Source organism: Exiguobacterium sp. J17977 (assembly GCF_018616375.1).
Classification (GTDB): domain Bacteria; phylum Bacillota; class Bacilli; order Exiguobacteriales; family Exiguobacteriaceae; genus Exiguobacterium; species Exiguobacterium mexicanum.
The window spans coordinates 200,654-218,401 of the sequence record NZ_JAEQBB010000004.1; the positions used below are offsets into that span (position 1 = coordinate 200,654).

15 protein-coding genes and 2 tRNA genes are annotated in these 17,748 nt (G+C 50.9%); 3 read left to right on the forward strand and 14 right to left on the reverse strand.

Features of this window, described 5'->3' with window-relative positions; translation table 11 throughout:
* Positions 1-4: 4 nt before the first annotated feature.
* From KNO58_RS09090 to KNO58_RS09145, 12 genes are all read right to left on the reverse strand, one after another.
* Positions 5-775 carry a DUF4912 domain-containing protein gene (locus KNO58_RS09090; RefSeq protein WP_214753256.1) on the reverse strand — a complete coding sequence of 257 codons (771 nt, stop codon included), beginning with the start codon at positions 773-775 and terminating at the stop codon, positions 5-7.
* Positions 776-894: 119 nt separating this feature from the next.
* Complete coding sequence (gene phoU / locus KNO58_RS09095; protein WP_021065727.1) at positions 895-1,557, reverse strand: phosphate signaling complex protein PhoU; 663 nt, start codon at positions 1,555-1,557, stop codon at positions 895-897.
* Positions 1,558-1,572: 15 nt separating this feature from the next.
* Entirely contained in the window at positions 1,573-2,334 is a 762-nt protein-coding gene (gene pstB, locus KNO58_RS09100) for a phosphate ABC transporter ATP-binding protein PstB (RefSeq protein ID WP_251026185.1), read from the reverse strand.
* Between the two features lie 103 nt (positions 2,335-2,437).
* Positions 2,438-3,349 carry a phosphate ABC transporter permease PstA gene (gene pstA, locus KNO58_RS09105; RefSeq protein ID WP_029595245.1) on the reverse strand — a complete coding sequence of 304 codons (912 nt, stop codon included), beginning with the start codon at positions 3,347-3,349 and terminating at the stop codon, positions 2,438-2,440.
* Position 3,350: 1 nt separating this feature from the next.
* Positions 3,351-4,295 carry a phosphate ABC transporter permease subunit PstC gene (gene pstC, locus KNO58_RS09110; protein ID WP_214753261.1) on the reverse strand — a complete coding sequence of 315 codons (945 nt, stop codon included), beginning with the start codon at positions 4,293-4,295 and terminating at the stop codon, positions 3,351-3,353.
* 83 nt (positions 4,296-4,378) lie between these two features.
* Positions 4,379-5,314 (reverse strand): PstS family phosphate ABC transporter substrate-binding protein, encoded by a 936-nt coding sequence (locus KNO58_RS09115; RefSeq protein ID WP_214753263.1) that lies wholly within the window; start codon positions 5,312-5,314, stop codon positions 4,379-4,381.
* 153 nt (positions 5,315-5,467) lie between these two features.
* Positions 5,468-7,525: a peptidoglycan D,D-transpeptidase FtsI family protein gene (locus KNO58_RS09120; protein ID WP_214753265.1), complete on the reverse strand. Its 2,058-nt coding sequence runs from the start codon at positions 7,523-7,525 to the stop codon at positions 5,468-5,470.
* A 166-nt stretch (positions 7,526-7,691) separates the two neighbouring features.
* Positions 7,692-8,300 carry a superoxide dismutase gene (locus tag KNO58_RS09125; RefSeq protein ID WP_128122266.1) on the reverse strand — a complete coding sequence of 203 codons (609 nt, stop codon included), beginning with the start codon at positions 8,298-8,300 and terminating at the stop codon, positions 7,692-7,694.
* Between the two features lie 84 nt (positions 8,301-8,384).
* Positions 8,385-9,854, reverse strand: coding sequence for an alpha-amylase (locus KNO58_RS09130; RefSeq protein ID WP_214753267.1), 1,470 nt, complete (start codon positions 9,852-9,854; stop codon positions 8,385-8,387).
* Between the two features lie 124 nt (positions 9,855-9,978).
* A tRNA-Ile gene (locus KNO58_RS09135) sits at positions 9,979-10,052 on the reverse strand.
* A gap of 4 nt (positions 10,053-10,056) precedes the next feature.
* Positions 10,057-10,133, reverse strand: a tRNA-Met gene (locus tag KNO58_RS09140).
* Positions 10,134-10,244: 111 nt separating this feature from the next.
* Positions 10,245-11,891, reverse strand: a complete 1,647-nt coding sequence (locus tag KNO58_RS09145; protein WP_214753269.1) for a Na/Pi cotransporter family protein — start codon at positions 11,889-11,891, stop codon at positions 10,245-10,247.
* A 180-nt stretch (positions 11,892-12,071) separates the two neighbouring features.
* Here KNO58_RS09145 and KNO58_RS09150 point away from each other — a divergent pair, with 180 nt between their 5' ends.
* Complete coding sequence (locus tag KNO58_RS09150; protein WP_251026165.1) at positions 12,072-12,548, forward strand: hypothetical protein; 477 nt, start codon at positions 12,072-12,074, stop codon at positions 12,546-12,548.
* Between the two features lie 15 nt (positions 12,549-12,563).
* On the opposite strand, the gene KNO58_RS09155 is transcribed toward KNO58_RS09150, so the two are convergent.
* On the reverse strand, positions 12,564-14,249 hold the full coding sequence (locus KNO58_RS09155; RefSeq protein WP_214753271.1) for a methyl-accepting chemotaxis protein: 1,686 nt from the start codon (positions 14,247-14,249) through the stop codon (positions 12,564-12,566).
* A gap of 217 nt (positions 14,250-14,466) precedes the next feature.
* On the opposite strand from KNO58_RS09155, the gene ispG reads away from it, so the two are divergent.
* Together ispG and KNO58_RS09165 are read left to right on the forward strand one after the other, a co-directional pair.
* Positions 14,467-15,588 carry a flavodoxin-dependent (E)-4-hydroxy-3-methylbut-2-enyl-diphosphate synthase gene (gene ispG / locus KNO58_RS09160; RefSeq protein WP_021065716.1) on the forward strand — a complete coding sequence of 374 codons (1,122 nt, stop codon included), beginning with the start codon at positions 14,467-14,469 and terminating at the stop codon, positions 15,586-15,588.
* 71 nt (positions 15,589-15,659) lie between these two features.
* Complete coding sequence (locus KNO58_RS09165; protein WP_251026166.1) at positions 15,660-16,241, forward strand: hypothetical protein; 582 nt, start codon at positions 15,660-15,662, stop codon at positions 16,239-16,241.
* Positions 16,242-16,293: 52 nt separating this feature from the next.
* Here KNO58_RS09165 and KNO58_RS09170 read toward each other — a convergent pair whose 3' ends face one another.
* Positions 16,294-17,691 carry an NAD(P)H-hydrate dehydratase gene (locus tag KNO58_RS09170; protein WP_214753273.1) on the reverse strand — a complete coding sequence of 466 codons (1,398 nt, stop codon included), beginning with the start codon at positions 17,689-17,691 and terminating at the stop codon, positions 16,294-16,296.
* Positions 17,692-17,748 lie beyond the last annotated feature (57 nt).

Here is a 17,748-nt window from a genome sequence, read left to right on the forward strand (position 1 = left end):
CTCCTCAGCGCACGAATCGGTATGCAGAATATTTAGGTAGCGTGTCGAGCAGTTCAGGAGACTCGACTTCCCCGTATTGCCAACGACGCACCGGTTCGGCGAAACGGCCATGGCCGGCCGGCTCCGCACGTGGCGTATCAATCGGTGCGGATGCGAGCAACGGAAGGAACTCCCCTTCCATCGTCCGAATCCCAAACTCGAATACATACGTCGTGTTCGGGTCGAGTGGTCGAACGAACCAACTGTTCGTCATCTCCGGCAATTCGAACGTATACGACCGGTTCGCATGTCCGCTCGCATAATCGAGTAACGTGATGTCGAGGATCCGGAACGCCTTCGGCAAATCTTCCCAAGGGCGCATGAACTGCATCGATAACGTCTTTTTGACGCTATCCGATACTTCCCAAAAGACGTAAACGGCGTTCGGCGATTGGACGACGGCATGCATCAAATCTTGATCATAGCGGTCTGGAAGCTTCCAAAACCCATCTGGACCTTTAGCTAACAGCGGTGATTGGACTGGCTGCTCATGTTGCAGCGTCGAAGCGACCTGCGTCCCGGATGAGGCGGGTACTTGCTTCGATTTCGGTGTCATAGCTTTCTTCCCTTCGGTCTTTCGTTTTGGAGCGGCGGTTACCGGCTTGGCTGGTTCACCGTGTTGGGAACGCCATTTGCGCCAAGCATACTGCACTTTCCCAATTGGCATATCTAATTGTTCTGCAATCTGTTTTAACGTTAGTCCTTGTTGTTTCAAGGAAAAGATTTTCTCTTCCATCTATATGTGGCTCCCTTCCTAAAAAAAATCCATGTAGTCTACTATTCGTCTCCAACCCGTGAATTCCTGCACAAAAAAAAAGTAAAGAACAACTGGTCTGTTGTTCTTTACCACTCTTCTTACTGGTTTAAATCATAATGTTTCCCTTTTTCGAGGAAAATGAGGTGTTCGCCGAAATTCGTCACGTGATCGCCCATCCGCTCCAAGTAGCGGGCGATGTTCGAAAACTCATAGACATCGTTCGTCCCGACAGCCATCGTCGGCACAGACCCCATATATTGTTTAATGACCTGTAAGTTCAAGTCATCGATGACTTTGTCCATCTCGTTCAAGTCACGCACCCGGCTGACCTCACCTTTCCGGTAGGCGCGCGTCGCGAGCTCGAGCATGTCAATCAATTGCTCGGCCATCTGTTTGAGCGGCTTGATATCTAACACGTACGGGACGTGCTCGATACGCGCAACGGCTTTGGCGATGTTCGTCGCATAGTCCGCGATGCGCTCAAGGTCTGTCGCCGACTTCATCGTCACAATCAAGCGGCGAAGATCGGTCGCGACCGGTTGTTGTTTCGCAATCAACAGAATCGCCTCGTCATTGATTTCGAGCTCGAGGTCATCGAGTTCGTTATCGTTGTCGATGACCGTCTGCGCGAGTACGAGATCATGTTTTTCAAGCACTTCGATGGCCGTGGCCGTTTGACGCATCGTCAAATTCGCCAAGCGAACGACCTTATCTTCTAATTCGTTTAACTTCGTATCAAAAAATGTGCGATTTTGTGCCATGATTGTCTCCCCTTCTTAACCGAACCGGCCAGAAATATAATCTTCAGTCCGTTTGTCCGTTGGATTCGAGAAGATTTTATCGGTCGCGTCAAACTCGACGACTTCTCCGTTCAAGAAGAACGCCGTCTTATCCGACACGCGAGCCGCTTGTTGCATGTTGTGTGTGACGATGATAATCGAGTATTGCTCTTTCAACTCTTGGACGAGCTCTTCGACTTTAAGTGTCGAGATTGGATCGAGTGCTGACGTCGGCTCATCCATGAGGATGACGTCCGGTTCGATGGCGAGTGTGCGGGCGATACAGAGACGTTGCTGCTGTCCACCTGAAAGACCATAGGCGTTCTCGTTCAAGCGATCTTTCACTTCATCCCAGATTGCGGCGCCGCGAAGCGAGCGCTCCACGATTTCATCGAGTACTTTTTTGTTTTTGATGCCGTGTGTCCGCGGCCCGTACGCGACGTTGTCATACACCGATTTCGGGAATGGGTTCGGCTGTTGGAACACCATGCCGACCGACGTACGGAGATCTTCGACTTTATAATCGCGGTCGAAGATATTGCGGCCGTGATACAAGATTTCACCGTTCGTTCGGACAGACGGTACGAGCTCGACCATCCGGTTCAACGTCTTGATGAACGTCGACTTCCCACAACCCGACGGACCGATGATGGCCGTCACTTCGTTCTTCTTGATGTCGAGGTTGACGTCAATCAACGCCTGATCGTCGCCGTACCATAAATTCAAGTTGTTTACGACATAGGCACTGTCTTTTTGCATCACCGTTTCGTTCGGTTGAGTCGTCGTTGTATTCACTTCATGATCTCCTTTGAGTTCTTTTTGTTTCATCATCTCGAGAGTCCTCCTCGTTACCTGCTACGACTTAATGTCGGTTCGTGTACTTGTTGCGGATATAGATGGCAGCCGAGTTCATGATGATCAACATCGTCATCAAGACAATGATTCCGGCAGCAGCCAAGTTTTGGAATTCAGCTTGCGGACGGCTCGTCCAGTTGTAGATTTGAATCGGGAGCGCTGTGAAATCAGAGAACACATTGCTCGGCGTCGTCGAAATGAACGTCGCCGCACCGACCATAATCAATGGAGCGGTCTCTCCGATGGCACGCGATACGGCCAAAATGATTCCCGTGATAATCCCTGGAATCGCCGACGGCAAAACGACGTTGAACGTCGTCTGCCATTTCGAGGCTCCAAGTGCGAGCGAAGCGTGACGTAATTCCATCTTGACGGAACGGAGCGCTTCTTGTGACGCGACGATGACAATCGGTAAACTCATCAGCCCAAGCGTCAAGGCACCGGCCATAATCGAGTTGCCGAGTTCCATTACACGCACAAAAATCGTCAATCCGAGCAATCCGAAAACGATTGACGGAACACCAGCCAAGTTCGAAATATTTACTTCGATAAATGACGTGACACGGTTTTTTGGCGCGTACTCTTCAAGATAAATCGCGGCACCAACACCGACGATAAATACCATCGGCACGATGAGGAACATCAACCATAACGTCCCGATCAAGGCTGGATAGAGACCGGCCTGTTCCGGACGGCGGGATGGGAAGTTGCGGAGGAAGTCCAAGTTCACCCAGCCGCCACCTTTAGAGACGACGTCATAAATCAATGTCGATAGGACGAGCAGGGCAAAGACGAGTCCTGCTAAAAAGACGTACTTAAAGATTTCATTTAATTGGAGACGACGTTTAATCCGTTGTGAAACGGAATCACGGTCCATCAAGTTCTTCGTATTCTTGAACTCACTGTTCGGCAATGCCATATTAGTACTCCTCTCTGAAGCGGCGCGTCACCCAGTTCGCGAATAAGTTCATCACAAGGGTGAAGACGAACAACAATGCGCCGACCGCATAGATGCTATAGTATTCGATTGTCCCGTAGCCTGCATCACCTTTGGCGATTTGGACGATATAAGCCGTCATCGTTTGAATCGCGTTCAGCGGGTTGAACTCGAAGTTCGGTTGTGACCCACCGGCGATTGTCACGATCATCGTCTCACCGATGGCACGGCTCATCCCAAGGACGATTGAGGCGATAATCCCTGACAGCGCGGCCGGCATGACGACTTTGATGGCAACTTCCAAACGCGTTGCGCCAAGGCCGAGCGCACCTTCGCGAATCTTTTTCGGAACGGCGCTCATCGCGTCTTCCGAAATCGATGCAATCATTGGGATAATCATAATCCCGACGACAATCCCCGGACTAAGCGCGTTATAAATCTTTAATCCAGGAATGAGCGCTTGCAAGATTGGTGTGACGAACGACAAGGCGAAAAATCCGAAGACAATCGTCGGTACACCGGCGAGTACTTCAAGAATCGGCTTCAAAATCGTGCGAGCACGTTCAGACGCATATTCGCTCAAATAAATCGCTGACGCCAAACCAAGCGGTACAGCAACAATCATGGCAATGACCGTAATCTGGAGCGTCCCCATGACGAGGGCCCAGACGCCGAAACGTTGATCGGCACTAAGCGGATACCATTCCGTCGAGCCTAAAAACTCGGCGACCGGTACGCGCTCAAAGAACTTGAACAGTTCGAAACCGAGTGTGAACGCGATGCCGACAGTCGTGACGACCGAAACGAATGCGCTCAAGAATAATAAGAACGGCATGACTTTATCAAACACGTTCGTCGTACTGTATTTCTTTTTCTTATTGGTTTCAATCATCTCTCGAATTGAGAACCCTTTGTTTGGTTGATTCATCTCGTGTATCGCTCCCTACCTCTTCATACTAGAAAGCACGGCGAGAAGGCGAGAGCGACTCTCACCTTCTGCCTTCTGCGCTATTATTCGCCAGCAATCTCGTCGATTACTTCAGCGTTCTCATCATATCGTGCTTGTTCCATTCCGACATATCCAACTTCTTCTGAAAGGGCTGCTGCATTTTCATTCAAGAAGCGTGTGTAGTCGGCGACTTGTGGCTTGTCTTTCAATGACGCGTTGTTCACGTACGTGTAAATCTCACGTGAGAGCGGGTAAGACAAATCGTTGATTGTATCAGTCGTCGGCTCGATGCCTTCGACGTTCAACGCGCGAAGCGTATCTTGGTTTTCAATGTAGTATGCGTATCCGAAGAATCCGATTGCACCTTTCGTACCAGCGACACCTGTCACGAGGACGTTATCGTCTTCTGACAACTGCGCGTCTTGACGAATGTCCGTGTCTTCAAGGACCGCTTCGTTGAAGAAATCGAACGTACCTGAGTCTTTACCTGGTGAGAAGAATGAGATTTCTTCATCCGGCCAGTCTGAGCGGACGTCTTTCCATGTCTTCACGTTCGTGTCTGTCCACATCTTGTTGAGCTCTTCGATTGTGATATCTTGTGCCCAATCGTTTTCTGGGTTGACAACAAGTGAGAGACCATCGAGTGCGACAGCAAGTTGCGTGTACTCAATTCCGTTCTCTTCGGCTTCTGCTGCCTCTTCTTCTTTGATTTCACGTGATGCGTTCGAGAAATCAGTCTCGCCTGTTACGAAACGTTTGAATCCGCCACCAGTACCAGAGACACCGACCGTGACTTCAACGTCTGGCTGTTCAGCTGAATATTCTTCGGCTACGGCTTCCATGATCGGGAAGACTGTTGACGAACCGTCCATGACGACTTTACCTGAAAGTCCTTCACCGTCGGCTGCGCCACCTTCTTCATTGTTCCCACACGCGGCACCGATAATGGCCACCGAAGTAATTGAAGCGACTAAAGCTGATTTTTTCATCCAAGACATTTCTGACGTCCTCCTTGAGTTTGCTTTGATTTGTGTTGTGGCTTCGTTGTTCTGTCCTACAATTAACATCCTAATAAACTACTATTAACGAGAAATAAACGGAACGTAAAAGAATTGTAAAGACGAAAAAAAGAAGCCACCGAAGTGACTTCTTTATTGGATCTGTGCTTGGACGTCTTCTAAGTCAAAATACGCCTTCATGATGTCGTGCGCGACACGGGTGTTGATCCCTTCCGCCTCGAGGCCTGGCATGATGATGGCCCAGGCGATTTCCGGGTCATCATACGGCGCCCAGCCGACGTGGTTCGAGTTGAGTGTCTTGATCGGTTCACCGTTCGCATTTCGCTTCGCTTGGCCATCTGGCCCTTCTGCGATTGCTTGAGCGGTACCGGTCTTACCGGCCGCCGTGATTCCCGTCTGTTGCAGGATACGCGACGTTCCGCTCTCGACCCCTTGCCGGAACCCTTGACGCGCCCGTTGAAGAAATTCATCGCGAATATCGACTTTATTGAGCGCGTTCGGTTGGAACGTGCTGACGACTTGCTTGTTTGACTCGTCGAGCGAACCGGGTTCGATGATTTCTTTCAAGAGATGCGGTTGAATCCGGTATCCGCCGTTCGCGAGCGTCGACGTATACTGTGCCAATTGAATCGGCGTGTACGAGATGAACTGACCGATCGACATGTCCATGAGGAGCGTGACACGGTCCGGTACGCTACGGAATCCGATTGATTCATATGGGAGGTCGATCCCTGTCTCAATCCCGAGTCCGAACTGTTTATAGTAATGTTCCATCGTATTGAACGCCTCGGTCACGTTCTCTCCGACGATTTGGCCGGTCGAGTAGTAATCGGCGAGCCGCAAGGCGATTTGGAACATATAGATGTTCGATGACAAGGCGAGGGCATCAAGGTCGTTGATGTTCCCCATGTTCCGGTACGACGACTTGAGTGACGAACCGATACGAATCGGCGTGTCGTAAATATATTCCCCCGGTTGGATGACTTCTTCTTCAAGTCCGAACGCGACCGTCGCTCCCTTGATTGTCGAGCCGATTTGACTCGCCCGCAGGACCGTCCCGGTCGAGACGTCTTTGAATTCGTTCGTTTCATAGTCGAGCTCTTGTCCTGAGAGGGCGAGCAATTCACCCGTTTGCGGGTTCATGACGACGGCGAAGGCACGGTCAAAGTGCGGGCTGCCCGAACGGCCGGCTCGAATCGCTTTCTTCAAAATCTCATCGATTTCTTTTTGGAATTCGATGTCCGTCGACAAGATGATGTCTTTCCCTGGATTCCCGCTGACGCGGGTCGGCTCTCCGACCGGCTCCCCTTTATACGTCGTGAAGACGTCATAGGCCGGTGTCCCGCGCAGCACGTCCTCATACTGTTGCTCGAGATAAGATGTTCCGACCCGATCATTCAAGCCGTAGCCTTTCGCTTGATACGAGGCGCGTTGCTCGGCCGGGATTTGACGATAACTTCCGAGGAAGCTTTGGAACGTCTCGCCGAACGGATAATCCCGTTGGTAATACGGTTCGACGCTGACGCCAGGAAGCAACTCCAAGTTCTCTTCAATCAGTGCCATCTCTTTTGGAGACGCCCCGATTTTAATGACTTGCGGGTCGAGCGCATAGCCCGACTCCATATTATGTTTGATGGCGATGATTTCTTCGGTCGCATCATCGAACGTGATTTCCGCGTCCGTGATGGAATCGAGCAACAATTGGTCGACGTCTTGGTTCGACAAGGCGGCGCGTTCCTCTTCCGATAAATCGGCCAACAGGTTTTGGACCCGTTCTTGCGAGCGCTCCGGATCGATGGCAATCCAATAATCCTTGCGGTCCCGCTCCGTCACTTTGCGGTCCTTCTCCGGCACGTCGACGATCTCCGCGAGCTTGATGGCGACTTCGAGCCGCTCTTCTGTCTTCGTCACTTGCGACCGGCGATACATGACCGAATAATTCGAGATTGTGTCGGCGAGCACTTGACCGTTGCGGTCGTAAATCTTACCGCGCGGCACCTCGTACTTGATTTTGCTTGATTCGGTCTTCTGCACTTCCCGGGCAATCAACTCACCGTTGACGATTTGAACGACGCCTAGACGGAAAATGAGCGTCGCGAACAGGATGAAGACGATAAAGAACAATAAGTTCAATCGCAATGGAAGGTGGTTGCGCCGTTTTCTCGGCACTTTCACACGGTTTTTGGCCAATTCAGTTGTCTCCTTTCTGATTCGTTTCCTTCTATAAGTATAGGTGACGTATATGTCAGTGTTGTTTCTATTTTTCGACTCGATTTTCACTATATCATAATTTGTTTACAAATTAATGAAATGTAGAAAAAATCCCGAGATTCAATCGAATCCCGGGACAGTGTCATTATTTTGCGTCTGCGTAGAGCTTCGCGACGTAATCCCAGTCAATGACATGGAAGAACGCTTGGATGTAATCCGGACGACGGTTTTGGTAGTTCAAGTAGTACGCATGCTCCCAAACGTCAAGTCCGAGGATCGGCTGAACGCCTTCCATGATCGGCGAGTCTTGGTTTGGTGTCGATGTGACTTCGAGTTTACCGTTTTTTACGACGAGCCAAGCCCAACCTGAGCCGAAGCGAGTTGTCGCTGCTTTCGTGAACTCATCTTTGAACGCGTCGAAGCTGCCGAACGCTTCGTCGATAGCAGAAGCGAGTTCGCCCGTCGGAGCGCCGTTCTCGTTCTTCTTCAACAATTTCCAGAAGAATGAGTGGTTCCAGTGGCCGCCGCCGTTGTTGCGGACTGCCGTTTGAATGTCAGCAGGAAGTGAATCGAGATTTTGAAGCAACTCTTCGAGTGAAGAGTAGTTCACGTCTTTTCCTTCGAGTGCATTGTTCACGTTCGTGACGTAAGTGTTGTGGTGTTTCGTGTGGTGGATTTCCATCGTGCGTGCGTCAATGTGTGGTTCAAGTGCATCGTATGCGTAATCAAGTTGTGGTAATTCAAATTTAGCCATAACTAAAATCCCCCTTAAAATTGGTTTGAACAACGTTCGTTTTAAATGTAACAGATTTGTGACGGTCGACTCAATTGTAATGCTTCATTCGACGTCTTGTTCAGGCAACGCCCAAACCGAAATCGATCCTGCCGCTACTTTAAATACCCCGTTCCCGTCTTCATCAATCTCAATGACCTCATCGACGGTCTGTGTCAAATCGACCCATTTCTCACCGGCACGGTGCTCACCGACGAACATCTGCTTCTCGGCTGCTTCGCTGTTTGAGATGAGGACGGCACAGCCTGAACGCTCGATCTCCTCGACACCTTGACGGACCCAGCCAATGACATGCTCGTCATCGAAGTAGTCGTCCTGTTGGCCGTATGCTTTTTCACGGCGTGCGTAAAGGAGCGGATCGATGGCAACTTTCTTTCCGTCGGCCGGGTGCGGACCGTTGATGCCATAGTAGTCACCATAGAACACACATGGGTAACCGTCTTGGCGAAGCAAGATTAAACCGTAGGCGATTTGTTTGAACCAATCTTCAACCCATGACTCGAGCGCTTCCGCTGGTTGTGAGTCGTGGTTGTCGACGAACGTCACCGAGTGGAGCGGGTGGGACTGGACGAGCGTATCGTCAAAGATTGTCCGCATATCGAACGATTCCCCTTCCGTCGAGGCGCGCTGCAAGTTGTAATGGAGCGGCACGTCGAACAAATCGACATGATAGTCGATATTGTCGAGGAACTCACGACAGGCATCGAGCTCTGACTTCCAGAACTCACCGACCAAGTAAAAGTTGTCGCCTTTCTCGGCTTTCATCGTCTCACTGAACTCTTTAACGAAATCATAGTTGATATGTTTAATGGCATCGAGTCGGAACCCGTCACATTGTGTCTCTTCGATGAACCATTTACCCCAGCTGAGTACTTCTTCTCGAACTTCCGGGTGATGGTAATCGATATTGGCGAACATCAAGTAGTCATACACACCGAACTCATCGTCGACGTTATCGTTCCATTTTTTGTTTTCACCGAGGATGAAGAAAATCCCGCTGTGGTCTCCCGCAGCGTCATAGTCGGTGCCGTTGAAATGATGGAAATTCCATTTGAAGGCCGAGTATTTTTCGTTCCGGCCTTCGAAATCGAACTTGGTCCAACCTTCAATCTCGAACGGTTCTTCCGACAACACTTTCGTGCGATCTTCCGGGTCGACTTCGAGCACATCAAACTTCTCGGTCGCATCGGCCCCGGCTTTATGGTTTAAGACGACGTCCATGTAGACTTGCATCCCGAGTTCTTGGGCATGCTTCGTCGCCTCGAGCAACTCTTGTTTCGTGCCATATTTGGTCGCGACCGTTCCTTTTTGGTCAAACTCCCCTAAATCATACAAATCGTACACGCCATACCCCGTATCCTCGTCGCTCTGTCCTTTCGTGACAGGTGGCAACCATAATGCGGTAATGCCGACTTCCTTCAATTCAGAAGCTCGTTCTTTCAATCGCTTCCAATGTTTCTGGTCCGCCGGGACGTGCCATTCAAAAAATTGCATCATCGTATGATTTCGTTCCATCTCGCTTCGCCTCATTTCATATTTTTCAAAAAACAAAATGCTAACGGATATTTACCCACGACTTCGCAATTGAAAACAAAAAATGAAAACAAAAAACAGCTTTCATCAGAAAGCTGTTCACAAATGGACCCTGTAGGACTTGAACCTACGACCGGACGGTTATGAGCCGTCTGCTCTAACCAGCTGAGCTAAGGGTCCTAATTGGTAGCGGCGGAGGGAGTCGAACCCACGACCTCACGGGTATGAACCGTACGCTCTAGCCAGCTGAGCTACACCGCCACGTTGTTATACAGTAATAATATACTGAATGAGAGCGTGACTGTCAATCAAAAGTCACATTGAACCAAAAAGTCCCCCTGACTCACTTGAGCCAGAGGGACCGTGTATTGATTAACCTGTTATTTCATTTGTAGCATCTTCAAGCGTGATTTCTGTGATGTTCATAGCGTGGTCACCGATGCGCTCCAAGTTCGAGAGCATATCGACGAAGAACATCCCGGCCTGACCGTCACATTCGCCTGTATTCAAGCGGACGACGTGATTTTTACGGAACTGACGCTCGAGCATATCGAGCTTCGCTTCCATCTCAATGACTTGACGTGCTTCAACCATGTCCCCGCTCGCCAATGTCTGAAGTGACTTCTCGAGCGTGGCCCGTGTCAAATCGTACATTTCCGTCAACTCTTTTTGAGCGTCGGCTGAGAGATTGACACGTGTCGCCGTCTTATAATCGATTAACTCGATGATGTTCTCAACGTGGTCACCGATTCGCTCGATGTCGTTGATGGCATGCATGAGTGTCTTGTGTTCTTGTGATTCTTGCTCCGTCAAATCGACAGCAGCGAGTTTCACGAGGTAATCTGTGATTTTTGAGTTAAGCGAGTTCAACGCTTCTTCAATGTGTGCTGACTTCTCGGCATGTTTCTTATCGCCGGTCGCCATGTAATTGCGTGCCTCATCAAGTCCAAGTTTTGCGAAATCCCCCATGCGGATGACTTCAAACTTCGCTTGCTCGACGGCAATCGATGGTGACTGTTGGATGAAGATTGGATCCAAGTGCTGTGCTTTCGTATCGACGATTGAATCTTCACCTGGTACGAGTTTCGTCACAATCCAAGCAATCGTTCCGATGAACCAGAACTGGATGAACGTGTTGACGACGTTGAACGTCCCGTGGGCGAAAGCGATTTGCATCTTGTCTTCAATTGCCAAGAAGTTTGTGATCCAGTAAATATATTGTGTGAACGGAATCAACAAAATCATGAAGATGGTTGTCCCGACAATGTTAAAGATGACGTGGGCTGCTGCCGCACGACGCGCTGCAACCGAGGCACCGATTGAAGCTAGTACCGCTGTGATTGTCGTCCCGATGTTGTCTCCGAAGAGGACCGGAAGTGCCGCGTCCAAGTCGATTGATCCACCGGCATACAGTTCTTGTAAAATCCCGATTGTTGCGGATGACGATTGGACGATGACCGTGAAGACTGTACCGACGATGACTCCGAGGAACGGGTTGTCACTCATCGATTGCGTCAAGTCGATGAAATATTCGCTTGAGCGGAGCGGTTTCATTCCGCTTCCCATAAGTTCAAGACCATAGAAGAGCATCCCGAAACCGAAGAAGATTTGACCCAAATGTTGCAATTTCTCTTTTTTGAAGAAGAAAAGGAGAATCGCACCGATAGCGATAATCGGCAACGCGTATGCGCCGACATCGAAACCGATGATGAACGCAGTCACCGTCGTCCCGATGTTCGCACCCATGATGACCCCGATGGCTTGACGGAGCGTCATAAAGCCGGCGCTGACGAGACCGACCGTGATGACGGTCGTACCTGACGATGATTGAATTAAGACCGTTACAATGATCCCGGCTAGTACTCCGAGGAACGGATTCGATGTATACTTATCAAGGATGTCGCGCAGGCGATTACCTGCTGACTTTTGGAGGCCGTCTCCCATCGATTTGATACCGAAGAGGAAGATCCCTAATCCTCCAAAAAACATGAATAACATTTCTTGCAAATTGTATTCCACGATTTTTGTACTCCTTTTGATTGTGAATTAGTTGTGTTTGCTTGGTTTTTAATGCCCTACTCATTATGCCCGCATCACCCATTCGATGTAAACAGGTTTAATGTTAAGGTTTTATTAAAGCACTGTATGAATTTTGTTTGTTTTTCTAGTTTTGTACTATAACAGATTGGAGTTCCCTTTATGCTCAAGACAACGATTCAGTTTATCCGCCATAGCCTTTACCCGTCCAAGCAGGCGCTACGTCTCCGCTTGGCCCCGCTCCACGCCTATATGTTGGCGAGTTTGTTAGTAACGTTGACCGTCACAATACTCGATTACATCGTATTACAACCAGATTTCTTTTGGCCGATGTGGTTATTCTTACATGCGTTTGCGATTTTCTTCTTCTATATGGGACTCGTCGCCCTCAGCGCCCTGCTCGTCCAACTCGTCACGAGATGGCACACGAAGAAGACATGGCCGTATCGCCAGGCTTGGCCATATGCAGTCGCGATGACGATGATTCCAGTCCTCTTCTTAATCGCCTTATACCATACCGCGCCCTCATTGACTTGGCTCGGTTTCCTCTTATCTTTCATCTATTTGATTGTTCCGTTGCGTCATATCCCTGTCAAATCGAAACCATCAAAAAAGCCGGACAACGTACGTTTGCGTTGAGCCGGCTTTCTATTGTTATAACGTGGGGGCCAAATCAGACAACACGGCCTGGAGTCGTTGACTTTGGTTGCCTAAGTCAATCCCTGCACCTTGTAACGTCTGTTGTACGTCCGACCATCCCTCGACGCCTTCATATAACTCATCTAATTTTCGTTCGAGCGCCACACCTACTTCTTTTAATTGTTCATTCGCTTCCGCCATATGTAGTAATTGATGTCCGGTAGCGGTCGTTTGCTCGGTGATGGATTGGAACTGCGTCATCTGCCTTCTCACTTCATCGTCGATTGTTTCAATCCCGCCTTCAACACGGTGCAACGTCTCACCCAAATAAACGATATCCTCTTCGAAGCGTTTCATCTCGTCAAAAATCTCAGCCCGCTCCAATCGAATGGCTTCAATCGCCGCCACGGCCGACAGCGTCGATTCATTCGTAACTTTCGCCAACTGTCCGACCTCATGGGCAACGACGGCAAACCCTTTGCCATGCTCCCCAGCCCGTGCCGCTTCGATCGAGGCGTTGAGTGCCAACATCTTGGTCGCGGCCGCGACGGACAAAATCTTCCGAAGCGCGTCATCCGCCTGCTCAGACGTGACTTCACTTTCAAGCAAACGGTTCTGGACCGCACTCGCTTTCTTTGCGAATCGCTCACTGGCTCCTTTGACGGTCGAGAATGATTCAATCTCAGTCGCGATCGTCTGTTTCAACGCCTCGGCCCGGTGATCAATCGAACCGATCTCTTGTTCGAGTGAACGGACGTGTCCCGCCAAATCTGTAAAGCGATGCGTCGATTTATTCGTGAACGACTGATAAGATTGACTCGTCGACGCGACGGTCGCGGCAACTTGTTTGAACCCCGTCACTTGCTGTTGATTCGCTTCAAGTTGTCGCATAAACACCGGTAGACTCGATTCAAAAGCGGTCGACGTTTCGAGCATCGTCAACAACGAACGTTTCCATAGCCCGATAAATGTGTTGTACTCTCGTTCCAAACTTCGCATTTCAAACGATTTTGCGTGAAGTTTGACCTCTGAGAACGACCGCGTGGCCACTGATTCCCGAAGCCGGACCGCAAATGCCGTCAACGGCTTAATTTCCCGGCGAATCATAAACGAGAATAAGCCGACCATCATGACGAGCATGATCGTGATTGCGGCGAGGACCAGTTCTCTCAAATTCCACATCGTGCCGAGCACTGATTGTTTCGTGACGACGATCGCATAGTGGGCTTTCAACTCTGGAATCGGTGCCGTGACGATGAACACATCATCTCGTTCGCCGACCCTCACATCGTCCGTCCTGATATCGTCCAGACGCTTCATAAACCGATCCTCGACTTGTCGGCCGCTCAATTGCTCGACTTGTGTGTCGCGCAACAAATATTGACTCGCTTCTAGACCGTCTGCAGATAAAATGGAAGCTTGTTGCATATACATCGATTTCAAAGCCCGATTCAACACTTTTTCATTCGCGACGTACGCTCCATACGTCGTCTTGACCGTTTCTCGGACGACGGTCGCTTCCCGATGAAGCCGTTTCTCGACTTCGCTCGTCAACAACTGCTCCGCTTTCAAGGCGAACCACCCGAACACGGTTAAAAAGAGGACGAGCATGACCGGCATCAACGTCCATAGCAAGCGATGGCTCATCGTCCTCTCGGCTTGTTGCTTCCTAGTCCATATTCGTTTCAATCGTTCAAACATTATACATTCCACCTTTTCAGACGTCATTTCTTTGAATATATCGGTCCTCAGACGGTGGAAAATTATGAAGCATCTGTTAAGATAACGTTAGCGTTTCGTAAGAGCACATCTCGCAAGCGCTTGCCGGGTGCTTTTTCACAAACATTTCGTTATGATAATAAGGAAACCAACCATCTTAAATCGATTGGAACCTTTCCAAAAGAAGGAGATTACGTATATGTCAGAAATTTTACATCGTTCATTAACCCGTCCGATTCGTGTCGGCAACCTTATCATCGGTGGATCGAATGAGGTCGTCATCCAGTCGATGACGACGACGAAAACACATGACGTCGAAGCAACCGTCGCCGAGATTTTGCGTCTCGAAGAAGCGGGCTGCCAAGTCGTCCGTGTCGCATGTCCGGATGAGCGCGCGGCCGATGCCCTCGCTGAGATTAAGAGCCGCATCAACATCCCACTCGTCGTCGATATCCATTTCGATTACAAATTGGCGCTCAAAGCCATCGAGAGCGGTGTCGATAAGATTCGAATCAACCCGGGTAACATCGGTCGTCGTGAAAAAGTCGAAGCGGTCGTCAACGCCGCCAAAGCGAAAGGCATCCCGATTCGCATCGGTGTCAACGCCGGCTCACTCGAAAAGCAATTCCTTGAGAAGTACGGGTATCCGACGGCGCAAGGGATGGTCGAGAGTGCCATGCACCACGTCAAAATCTTAGAAGACCTCGGCTTCTATAACACGATCATCTCGCTTAAGGCGTCTGACGTAAACTTGGCCCTCGAAGCGTATACGCTCGCGGCCAAGACGTTCGATTATCCGCTCCACGTCGGAATCACGGAATCGGGCCCGCTCTTCTCGGGATCACTCAAGTCTGCTGCTGGCCTCGGGGCGATCCTTTCGCTCGGTATCGGTTCGACGGTCCGTGTCTCTCTATCTGACGACCCGGTCGAAGAAATCAAAGTCGCCAAAGAAGTGCTCAAATCGTTCGGTCTCGCGGCCAACGCGGCGACGCTCATCTCGTGCCCGACATGCGGACGCATCGAAATCGATTTGATTTCAATCGCGAAAGAAGTCGAAGAGTATATTCAAAACATCAACGTCAACATCAAAGTCGCTGTGCTCGGCTGTGCGGTCAACGGACCGGGTGAAGCCCGTGAAGCTGATATCGGCATCGCCGGCGCCCGCAACGAAGGCTTGCTCTTCCGTCACGGGAAAATCATCCGCAAAGTGCCGGAAGCCACGATGGTTGAAGAGTTGAAGAAAGAAATCGACGCCATCGTCGCCGAGAAACTTGCCGCTCGTGAACTCGAGGAGCAAGAACTCGCCAACCAATCTAACTAATCCTTCGCCCGCTCGGTTGCAACCGAGCGGGCTTTTGGTACAATAAGGGTTATGAGCAAGGAGGGACGCACATGCACATTGGGATAGACCTCGACGGAACCGTCACGGATCCGCAAAGTTGTTTTCACTATATGAATGACGCACTCGGGTACGCCATCGATTACCATCAAGCGACCGAATACGAGTTGCATACGTATACCGATATGACACAAGAGGCGTTTTGGCGCTTCATGATTGAACAAGGCCACGAGGAAGCGATTTATCGGCGCTCGCTTCCCCACTCTGAAGTGAACGCCGTCTTATGGAACATGCGGAAGTCACACCACCTCCATTACGTCACGGCTCGGAGCGTAGCCGTCCGCTCCGTCACCGAGCAGTGGATTCGGCAGCATGAGCTCCCACTCGACTCACTCATCATGACGGGGAGCCATGACAAGGTCGGCGTCGTCAAACAGCTCGCGCTCGACTTGTTCATGGAGGACCGTTACGAGAACGCCATCTCGATCCATGAACAGACGACCATTCCGGTCCTATTGTTCGACGCGCCGTATAATCGCAAACCGTTACCGGACGGGGTGAAGCGGATCTCATCTTGGAACGAGGCGCTCCACATCGTCAATCGCTTCGAGACGACCAAATCAATGACCATATAAAAAATGCCCCATATACGTTGGATAGGAATATCCACTGTATACAGGGCATTTTTTATATGCGTCCGATTGCTTCGATGACGTCTGTTGCGAGGATACTCGCCGGATGCATCTGCCGACTCGCGGCTTGTGCCGCCAAGGCGTGCCATAGGACGGCTTGTTCGTTCGGGGACGACAGGGTGTCGATTCGGTCCGTCCGCGCCCAGAGCGCGAGCAACATTCCGGTCAACACGTCACCGCTCCCTCCTTTCGAGAGCGCCGCGGCTTGAACCGTATTGACGGCCCCCGTCCCGTCCGGTTTGACAATGAGCGTATGCGTCCCTTTCAAAATGAGGTGAACCCCATATTGCCGTGCGAAGTCTGACGCAATCTGGAACCGGTCCGCTTCAATCTCGGCGACAGACCGTCCCGTCAAACGAGCGAACTCCCCCGGGTGCGGCGTCAACGTGAGCGGACCTTCCGCTTCGAGATGTTCCGTCGTCAAGGCACCCGCATCGACGATGAGCGGTTTCGATTGACGACTGACGGTTTGCCATAAACGGTCTGACCGTTCATCGTTGACGAGACCTGGGCCAATCGCCGTAGCTGCATATGCCTTGTCCGGTAACTCATCGATGTCATAATACATCGCCTCCGGTAAACTCGATGCCATGATGTTTGCTTCCTGCGGGATGGCCAAGTCCAGTAAGCCAATGCCAGTCCGTAACGCCGCCCGGGCCGCCAAGAACGGGGCTCCCATCAAATGACGGCTCCCGCCAATCAAGCAACCATGACCATATCGGTTCTTATGACCGTACGGGTCGCGTTCGAGCAAGCCCCGGTCAAAGTCCGACTCCGTCAACACGCGCCATTCAGATGTGTGTGGCAGTCCGATATCGACCACCTCGACCGTACCGTAATATGGGGCTGTTAATTTTAAAAACGCGCTCCGCTTATAGCCATGAAGTGAGAACGTCGTCTCCGCTTCGACGGCATGTCCGTCAAACCCTGATACCTCGTCGCTCGGGACACCGGACGGCATATCGATGGCCACGATTGGCGCCGACTGTTCACGCATCCAAGTGATGACATCCCTCGCCTTTCCCGTGATTGGACCATGGAATCCGACCCCGAACAAGGCATCGACGACGTGATCGGCGTCTCGGGGCTCCTCGACGATGGTGACGAATCGGCGCGCATACGCCGCATGCCGTCCCCCTTCAGGCGATTTCGGTTCGCCGAACGGGGCGTAGACGGAGACGTCGCAGTTTCGCTGCGCCAATTCTCGGGCTACGACCCAGCCATCGCCACCGTTATTGCCGGCGCCGCAGATGACGAGCACCGACGAGCGTGGCCGGAAGGTCAGACGTGCCGCCACGGCCGATGCAGCCCGTTCCATCAACACGTCGGCCGGCATCCCTTGCCCGAGCGCCTTCGCATCGGCCTGTTTGATTTCAGCTGCGGTGTAAATCATCTCGACTCCCCCTCTTTTAATTCGACGAAAAAGGGATTGCATCCACAATCCCTTCGC